The organism is Vagococcus changpingensis, from assembly GCF_058211775.1.
Map to the genome: position 1 here is coordinate 420,623 of NZ_JBYVZB010000002.1, position 8,016 is coordinate 428,638.

The 8,016-nt window shown below is 31.0% G+C and carries 11 protein-coding genes and 1 rRNA gene; 7 read left to right on the top strand and 5 right to left on the bottom strand.

All coding sequences use genetic code 11. The annotated features are described in order from the left end of the window. Positions 1 to 210 precede the first annotated feature (210 nt). Positions 211 to 933 (top strand): ATP-binding cassette domain-containing protein, encoded by a 723-nt coding sequence (locus AC37UB_RS06510; RefSeq protein WP_490685472.1) that lies wholly within the window; start codon positions 211 to 213, stop codon positions 931 to 933. A 262-nt stretch (positions 934 to 1,195) separates the two neighbouring features. On the opposite strand, the gene AC37UB_RS06515 is transcribed toward AC37UB_RS06510, so the two are convergent. The 3 genes from AC37UB_RS06515 to AC37UB_RS06525 form a co-directional block, all read right to left on the bottom strand. After that, positions 1,196 to 2,194, bottom strand: coding sequence for a D-2-hydroxyacid dehydrogenase (locus AC37UB_RS06515; protein WP_490685473.1), 999 nt, complete (start codon positions 2,192 to 2,194; stop codon positions 1,196 to 1,198). Positions 2,195 to 2,282: 88 nt separating this feature from the next. After that, positions 2,283 to 2,555: a type 2 periplasmic-binding domain-containing protein gene (locus tag AC37UB_RS06520; protein WP_490685474.1), complete on the bottom strand. Its 273-nt coding sequence runs from the start codon at positions 2,553 to 2,555 to the stop codon at positions 2,283 to 2,285. Between the two features lie 15 nt (positions 2,556 to 2,570). After that, positions 2,571 to 2,861 (bottom strand): type 2 periplasmic-binding domain-containing protein, encoded by a 291-nt coding sequence (locus AC37UB_RS06525; protein WP_490685475.1) that lies wholly within the window; start codon positions 2,859 to 2,861, stop codon positions 2,571 to 2,573. A 301-nt stretch (positions 2,862 to 3,162) separates the two neighbouring features. On the opposite strand from AC37UB_RS06525, the gene AC37UB_RS06530 reads away from it, so the two are divergent. Further along, a complete protein-coding gene (locus tag AC37UB_RS06530) occupies positions 3,163 to 3,720 on the top strand; it encodes a recombinase family protein (protein ID WP_490685476.1) in 558 nt (185 codons plus the stop codon). Positions 3,721 to 3,771: 51 nt separating this feature from the next. On the opposite strand, the gene AC37UB_RS06535 is transcribed toward AC37UB_RS06530, so the two are convergent. Both AC37UB_RS06535 and AC37UB_RS06540 read right to left on the bottom strand, forming a co-directional pair. Continuing rightward, the gene (locus AC37UB_RS06535; protein ID WP_490685477.1) at positions 3,772 to 4,530 is read right to left on the bottom strand and encodes an ABC transporter permease; all 759 of its coding nucleotides are present in this window, start codon (positions 4,528 to 4,530) and stop codon (positions 3,772 to 3,774) included. Between the two features lies 1 nt (position 4,531). After that, on the bottom strand, positions 4,532 to 5,173 hold the full coding sequence (locus tag AC37UB_RS06540) for an ABC transporter ATP-binding protein (protein ID WP_241699387.1): 642 nt from the start codon (positions 5,171 to 5,173) through the stop codon (positions 4,532 to 4,534). Positions 5,174 to 5,354: 181 nt separating this feature from the next. On the opposite strand from AC37UB_RS06540, the gene udk reads away from it, so the two are divergent. From udk to AC37UB_RS06565, 5 genes are all read left to right on the top strand, one after another. Continuing rightward, positions 5,355 to 5,987 (top strand): uridine kinase, encoded by a 633-nt coding sequence (gene udk, locus AC37UB_RS06545; RefSeq protein WP_117972753.1) that lies wholly within the window; start codon positions 5,355 to 5,357, stop codon positions 5,985 to 5,987. Between the two features lie 20 nt (positions 5,988 to 6,007). Beyond that, on the top strand, positions 6,008 to 6,592 hold the full coding sequence (locus AC37UB_RS06550) for a peptidylprolyl isomerase (protein ID WP_117972754.1): 585 nt from the start codon (positions 6,008 to 6,010) through the stop codon (positions 6,590 to 6,592). Between the two features lie 129 nt (positions 6,593 to 6,721). Beyond that, positions 6,722 to 7,090, top strand: coding sequence for a CvfD/Ygs/GSP13 family RNA-binding post-transcriptional regulator (locus AC37UB_RS06555; RefSeq protein WP_241699390.1), 369 nt, complete (start codon positions 6,722 to 6,724; stop codon positions 7,088 to 7,090). 71 nt (positions 7,091 to 7,161) lie between these two features. Continuing rightward, entirely contained in the window at positions 7,162 to 7,530 is a 369-nt protein-coding gene (locus AC37UB_RS06560) for a hypothetical protein (protein ID WP_241699391.1), read from the top strand. Between the two features lie 285 nt (positions 7,531 to 7,815). Continuing rightward, positions 7,816 to 8,016: ribosomal RNA gene (locus AC37UB_RS06565) — 16S ribosomal RNA — on the top strand; the annotation flags it as partial.

Here is an 8,016-nt window from a genome sequence, read left to right on the forward strand (position 1 = left end):
TATTTTTCTAATTTAATTTTAAAAAAAGGGGGGGAGCACTAGGTGAAAAATAAAATGAAGTATTTATCAATGTCTGTAACAGTTTTAACGTAAGCGGCTTGTGAAAGCGATGTAGTAAAAACTAAAGATAGCACAAGTGGGAAAGAGGAATTAGCAGATGAACCTACAGCGGCTTTTGATATAACGATTTAAGCACAAATTATTGAATTAATGAAAGATATTCAACAAGAAATTAAAACCTCTATTGTTTTTAGTGCACATGATTTGGGTGTTGTAGTAAATGTCGTTGATAGAGTAGCTGTAATGTATGGTGGTAGAATTGTTGAAATTGGAGCATCTGATGAGATTTTTTACAATCTTCAATATCCTTTGAAAGTACGAGATATTATAGCAGAAGACATTGATATTCATAAGTTAGCCAAAAATGTAGGTGAACGAAATAAACGAATAGATGAATTATTAAAACTTGTTGGTCTTGACCCAAGTCATGGGACACGTTATCCACATGAATTTTCAGGAGGTCAACGTCAACGTATTGGAATCGCACGAACTCTTGCGATTGACCCTAAATTTATTATTTGTGATGAACTAGTTTCTGCTTTGGATGTTTCTATTCAAGCACAGGTTGTCAATTTATTACAAGAGTTGCAAGAAAAACAACAACTGACTTATTTGTTTATTGCCCATGATTTATCAATGGTTAAATATATCAGCAATTGTATAGGGGTGATGTATTATGGAAAATTGGTAGAAATTGGAAGTGCAGAGGAGATTTATAAGTATGGATTATATCCTTACACAGAAAGCTTATTATCCGCCATTCCATTACCTGACCCTGAGTATGAGCGTCATAGAGTAAGGACTACTTACAAACCTGAAAAAACAATTGCTACAGATTTATTATTAAGAGAAATTAGTGACTTGAAAATTTAAATAGGATAATGGAATTTGGTATTTAAAAGGATACTATGTCATTATTTGTTATTTATATTTAGAAAATAATTGAAAAAGTATTAGAAAACAATAAACTGATGATAGAAATGTAAGTGAACAACGTATAATAAATTTATTAAATTGGGCAAAAGTTTTATGTTTTAGTTATCAGTTTTTTAATCGATAGTCTTTACGGTATATACAGAAATAATTTTTCTAGAGATATTAAAAAGCCATCAGCGGAAACGGATGGCTTTTTTATTTATAGATTAACAATTGTTTGTGGTCTTTCACCATTTAATATGGATAAACATGAATCAAGTGCACCTGACACTAAATTTGTGACAGCTGTTTCAGTGTAAAAAGCAATATGGGGAGTATAAATAACATCATCTCGTTGTATTAATTCTTCTAACACTGGGTCATTAATCGATTTATTATTAAAATCTTTTGTCACAAAAGGCATTTCATTTTCGTAAGTATCAAGTGCACAAGATGCTAATTGATTTGAGTCCAGAGCCTTAATTAAATCGTTTGTGTTAACAATTGAACCGCGAGAAGCGTTAATTAAAATAGAACCAGGCTTCATTTTTGTAAAGGTTTCTTCATTAAATAAATGATAATTTTCTTCTGTTAGAGGCATATGAATAGAAATGACATCACATGATGCTAAAAACGTATTAAAATTATCTTCATGTGTTAGAATAGCTTCCAATGATTTATTTTTATAAAGATCATAACCAATCAACGTTGCACCAAAGCCTTCGAGCATCTCAGCCGTCAACTGACCAATACGACCAGTCCCTAATATTCCAATCGTTAATTCTCTGACTTCTTTAGACAAGATTGATTTATCCCAACTAAAATTATGATTTGTCACTCGTTTAATAATTAATTTTGTATGTCTTAAACAATTTAGAGCGCTTCCAACTGCAAACTCAGCGACAGAGTTTGGGGAGTAAGCAGGTACATTCGTAATTAAAATATTATTTTCTTTTGCAACATCTAAGTTATACATATCAATACCGGCTGACCGTTGAGCAATTTGTCTAAAGCCATCTTTGCTCAGTTGGGTATAAATATCATTTGAAATCCCCATTGTTTGTTGGAGACTTAAACCATCAAACCCTTTTAACAAGTGATAAGTTTCTTCATTAAGTACCTCATTAGTTAAACCAACTTCAACATTATTTTCTTTAGCCCATTTATCAGCAAACTGTTTTTCATCTTCCCTAGCGCCTATCATCATAATCTTTTTCATTTTTTCCTCCTTGTATCTTTATAAGTACAGTATAAGATGAAGAGGATTATTGTTCTAATTAGTATAATTGATAGACCTATAGATTTAGTTAATCATTTATTATTTTTTGACTGGTAAGGAATTCTAAGCATAATGCCGATGCAGGGCTAAGTGGCGTGTTCTTCTTATGAATCACGACAATATCAAATGGTTTAATTTTATCTTTAATAGGTACCCAAGTTAGTGGATAATTGTCATAAAAATCTTTTAACTGAATGGGTAACAGAGCTAACGTATTATTTTTCATAATATTATTGACTAATACTTCATGATTATTACTCATAATATCAATTTTTGGTATAAAGCCAACATCTCGTGTCATACCTTGAAGCACATGTCATAACACATAGTCTTTGCTCATAGATGAGAAGGTATCGTCTTTTAAATCTTTTAAATTGAGAGGTTTTTTTGATGCTAACGGATGATCATCCATCATTAAAATTGACGCATCATACTTCATAGTATGAAAAATATTTCGTTCAATTTCTAAATTTTCTTCTTTAATAGGAAATGACACAATGCCTATTTCTAATTCACCTTTACTAAAAACAGTGGATAAATTCATACTAAAATAAAAAATAGTAAAATATTTTTTATTTTTTTCTGTATCGATTCTATTCTTGTTCATTTTATCAATTAATATAAAACATGTTAAATGAAATTTTTTTATTCATAATGTTACTTTTATTTATAAAAACATAGTTTTTAAACTAAAAATTGCGTATGCATATGAATTTTTAGAGAAATTTAAATAACAAAATATGCTATTTTTATGAATTTTCATTTAAAGATGATTAATTGTCATTTTTTACGTATTGTTAGGTAAAGTTTGATATGGCGGGTTTTTTTAAAAAACGATATAGTATGAACATAGCCAAGAAATGAAATGCACCAAAAATTTAATAACAAGATAATAGGGGGTAGGAGCTATGAAAAAAATAGGATATGTTTATGCTTCTAGTGAGGAAAATTATGTGAGAGAACAAATCGATGGGTTAAATAGTTTAAATATTGAAACTGTATCCATTGAAAAGGAAACGAATGAGGAAGTTTCACAAAGTGACACAGTATTGACTGATATCGTGGCTAGTTTAGAATCAGGCGATCAATTGGTTGTATATGAATTAAGATGTTTAGGGAAATCAGTTATTCAATTAGCAGAATTTTTAGGTCAATTAAAAGAAAAAGGCATTGGATTAGTAGTAGTTAAAAAAGGTGAAGCATACAGTGACATTGATGATGCAGCATACTTAGAAATGGTTTTAAAAATTGCTGAAATGGAAAAAATGATTATTAGAGAGCGAACTACTAAAGGATTACAAGAAGCACGTCGTAAGGGTCGTGTAGGCGGACGTCCAAAAATCTCTCAAGAAACAATCGACCAAATTAGATTTTTATATAACAACAATAGATATACATTAAGACAAATTGCAGAGGAATGTAATATTTCTTTGGGAACAGCTTATAAATACGTACAAGAAAGATAAAACAAAAAGACTAGTAAATGACATTTAAAACATTTACTAGTCTTTCTTTGTTTATTTTAATTGAGAGAAGTCATTGAAGTATTGTTTGTAGGATAAGTAACTGGCAATCATGGTTGAAAATCCAGTAGTCGCAATTAGCATAAACATCACAACGATTTGATATCTAATGGCAGTTGTTGGATCAATACCAGCAAACATAAGACCAGACATCATACCAGGTAAACTGACTAAACCAACCGTTTTTGCACGATCGACACTTGGTGACATCGCAGATTTAATGCTTTCTCTTACGATAGGTAAAGTGGACTGTTTTTTTGTTGCTCCTAATGCAAGTTTTTCTTGTACTTGTTGACGTTGATCTTCAAATTTAGTTGACATTGTACGATAGCCAACCCCAACGGCAGTCATCGCATTACTGGCAATCATTCCGGTTATTGGAACAATTTGTGAAGGTGTCCATTTTAAAGTTCCAGATATAAATAGAACAAACAGTGATAAAATTGTACCAAAACCAATTGAAATCAGAGAAATTTGAAAGGCTTTATCTAAATGGTTTGCACGTTTTCCGGCATGATGTGCAGCATTTAAAATAATAAAAGCAACCATGACTAAGGTTAAAATCATATTATCCAGTTGGAAAACAAACCCTAAAACATATCCAATGATGAATAATTGAACCACTGTTCGAATGGCAGAAACGAAAATATCTTTTCCTAATCCTAGTTTTTCTTTGTAATCAATAATTAAAGCTATCACAATTAACAAGCTTGCTAATAATAGCGATGTATTTGAAATATTTAAATCAGTCATATTATTTTTCCCCCAATTTTCCGTCAATAATGGTAATTTGACGTGTCCCTAAGCTAAATTCATTACTATCATGTGTCACCCAAAGAATCGTTTTTCCTTTTAACTCATTTAAAATAAATTGTTGGATAATATTTTTATTTTCGTCATCTAAAGCACTAGTGACTTCATCTAATAACAATACATCTGGTTCAAAAATGAGATTTCTAACAAACGCAACACGTTGTTTTTCTCCACCAGATAAATCTATAATCTTTTTATTTAAGTAAGATTCATTAAGTTTGAATGTCTCTAACAGTTTTGTTACTCTAGATTTGTCGAATTCTTGATGTCGAATATCAAATGGAAATATCAGATTATCCATAACAGTCTCACCAAATAGAGTAGGTTGTTGGAAAAAATAAGAGACTTCTTTCCTATAATCAGTAATATTTTCTTTGTCAATTTCTCTATTTTTATAAAGTAATTTTCCAGAGGTAGGTGTAATCATTGATGCTAGCACTTTTAGTAAGGTGCTCTTACCACTTCCAGATGGACCGCTAATAGTGATGAAATCTCCTGAGTTGATTGATAAGTTAATGTCGTTTAGAATCGTTTGATTTTGTGGTTTAAAAAAAACGTTTTCTAAATTAAATAATGAATGCATAAGTAATCTCCTTTTTTCTATTAATATATCTATAGTATATCATTATAATAATTATTATTTAATGTTAATGCTTAACTGATAATTATTTTGTTTAGTCGTGATTCATTTACTTTATATTGAAATCATGTGGTTTATAGAGTAGGATATCAAAGAAGGAATAAAAAACGAGCGGGGGATATTAATGACGGCAGCAGAAAGTAGACCGATTGTCATAGGTGTGACTGGTGGGTCTGGAAGTGGTAAAACCAGTGTAAGTCGCGCGATATTAAAAGCATTACCAAATCACTCAATTTTATTGTTTGAACAAGATTCTTATTATAAAGATCAAAGTCATCTATCATTTGAAGAAAGATTAAATACAAATTATGATCATCCATTTGCATTTGATACTGATTTATTGATTGAGCATTTACAAGATTTAATGGGATATAAAGCGATTGAGAAACCTGTCTATGATTATGAAGCACATACGCGAAGTAAAGAGGTCATTTATCAAGAACCAAAAGAGGTTATCATATTAGAAGGTATTTTAATATTAGAAGACGAACGGTTAAGAGAGTTGATGGATATTAAAGTTTATGTAGACACTGAGGATGATATAAGAATTATCCGCCGTATTAAAAGAGATATGCATGATCGAGGACGTTCTTTGGATTCTGTCATTGGTCAATATTTAAGCGTAGTTAAACCAATGCATCAACAATTTATAGAGCCGACAAAAAAATATGCGGATATTATCATTCCTGAAGGTGGGGAAAACCAAGTTGCAATAGACTTGTTAACAACTAAAGTAAGAAGTATACTTGAGAAATAATAAATGAGGAGGAATTATAAATGACAACATTTCCACAATTAGATTTAGAAAATGCTAAAGTAACAGCAACAATTAAAACAAATCGAGGTGACATTAAAGTTGCTTTATTCCCAGAACAAGCCCCTAAAACAGTTAAGAACTTTATTGAATTAAGTAAAAAAGGATATTATAATGGTGTAATTTTCCATCGTGTTATTCCTGATTTCATGATTCAAGGAGGAGATCCAACTGGAACAGGTATGGGTGGAGAAAGTATTTATGGTGAAAAATTTGAAGATGAGTTCTCTAAAGAGGTATTCAATTTGAGAGGTGCTTTATCTATGGCCAATGCTGGGCCAAATACAAATGGTAGCCAATTCTTTATTGTTCAAAATAAAAATGTTCCATCTAACATGCTATCTCAATTAGAAGGTGCTGGATTCCCAGAAGAAATTATTGAAGCATATCATAGTGGTGGAACACCATGGTTAGACTTTAGACATACAGTCTTTGGTCATGTCATTGAAGGTATGGATGTTGTGGATGAAATTGCTAGTGTCAGTCGTGATTCACAAGATAGACCAATGCATGATGTAACAATCGATGAGGTTTTAATAGAAGAATAAGATATTTTGTCACTTGCCTAGTTGGGTGAGTGGCTTTTTCTTTTTATATTGTAAAGAGTAGTGAATAGTCTAAGATGTTTATGTTAAAATGATGATTATAAGAAAATTTATTTTAGGAGAATTAAGGACATGACATTAAAAATTGGAGACATATTGATAGGTGAAATAACAGGGATTCAGCCTTATGGAGCATTTGTGTCTCTTGGAGATAATCAACAAGGTTTGATTCACGTATCAGAAGTGAAGCATGGATTTATTAAAAATATAGAAGAAGAATTGACAGTTAATCAAAAAGTGAAAGTTCAAATTATTGATATTGATGAGTACACAAAGAAAATTAGTTTATCTATAAGAGTATTTCAAGATGCACCACCTGTTTTATATAAAAAGAAAAAATATTTTACAAATAGATATAAGAATATAGGTTTTGAAAGCATTGATAAGAATTTATCACATTGGGTTGATGAGTTTTTAGATGATATTACGGAAAATAACTGATATATTTCTGAAAATATGTTATAATTGCATTTGTCGATTTATTATAACTATTAAATAAGAGGTGTGTAATATTGGAACAGTCTAGAGTAGCTGGGACAGTCATTCTTAATCAACAAGATGGTCATAAAAAATTTTTAGTGCAAAAAGATCAAGAAACAGTTAGTTTTATTCAAACAACTATTGATACCAATTATACAAGTTTAGCTTGCATATTAGATAAGTTGACTCAATCAGTTGGCTTGAATTCTGATGCTATGGACTTAGTCGAATTGACTAATATCAATATTGAAGATGAAAAATTACCACTTTTTGTATTTAGTTTAGATGAAGAGAATATTGAAACCAGGGCATTGAATTCAGAGTTTTTGTGGGAAGAGCCTTCTACTTTGCGTATGGTATTACAACATTTTAATGTAAGTGGTGTGCCTTTTTTAAATTAGTTGTTGACAAAAGTATTTACAGGATGTAATATATAGAAGTTGTCACAATAACGTTATTTAATAAAAAATATTTTTTAAAAATAATGTTGACAAAAAACAAACAACTTGTTATGATATAAAAGTTGTTACGGCAACAAAGTTTAGACCTTTGAAAACTGAACAAAGTAAGATGAACCAAATGTGTAGGGCGTTTCTATTATGTAGAAACAAACCATATTTAGTGAATACAATTCGCTAGCAAGTTATAAAATAAATGAGCTAAACATCGCAAGATGTTATCAACTTTTTATTGAGAGTTTGATCCTGGCTCAGGACGAACGCTGGCGGCGTGCCTAATACATGCAAGTCGAACGCACTTTTTTTCACCGGAGCTTGCTCCACCGAAAAGAAGTGAGTGGCGGACGGGTGAGTAACACGTGGGCAACCTGCCCACCAGAGGGGGATAACACTTGGAAACAGGTGCTAATACCGCATAATTGCTTTTGC

Bases quoted from the DNA above. Each gene is read 5' to 3' on its own strand.
- AC37UB_RS06510 (WP_490685472.1), top strand. From the start codon at position 211: ATGAAAGATATTCAACAAGAAATTAAAACCTCTATTGTTTTTAGTGCA.
- AC37UB_RS06515 (WP_490685473.1), bottom strand. From the start codon at position 2,194: ATGAAAAAGATTATGATGATAGGCGCTAGGGAAGATGAAAAACAGTTT.
- AC37UB_RS06520 (WP_490685474.1), bottom strand. From the start codon at position 2,555: ATGACACGAGATGTTGGCTTTATACCAAAAATTGATATTATGAGTAAT.
- AC37UB_RS06525 (WP_490685475.1), bottom strand. From the start codon at position 2,861: ATGAACAAGAATAGAATCGATACAGAAAAAAATAAAAAATATTTTACT.
- AC37UB_RS06530 (WP_490685476.1), top strand. From the start codon at position 3,163: ATGAAAAAAATAGGATATGTTTATGCTTCTAGTGAGGAAAATTATGTG.
- AC37UB_RS06535 (WP_490685477.1), bottom strand. From the start codon at position 4,530: ATGACTGATTTAAATATTTCAAATACATCGCTATTATTAGCAAGCTTG.
- AC37UB_RS06540 (WP_241699387.1), bottom strand. From the start codon at position 5,173: ATGCATTCATTATTTAATTTAGAAAACGTTTTTTTTAAACCACAAAAT.
- udk (WP_117972753.1), top strand. From the start codon at position 5,355: ATGACGGCAGCAGAAAGTAGACCGATTGTCATAGGTGTGACTGGTGGG.
- AC37UB_RS06550 (WP_117972754.1), top strand. From the start codon at position 6,008: ATGACAACATTTCCACAATTAGATTTAGAAAATGCTAAAGTAACAGCA.
- AC37UB_RS06555 (WP_241699390.1), top strand. From the start codon at position 6,722: ATGACATTAAAAATTGGAGACATATTGATAGGTGAAATAACAGGGATT.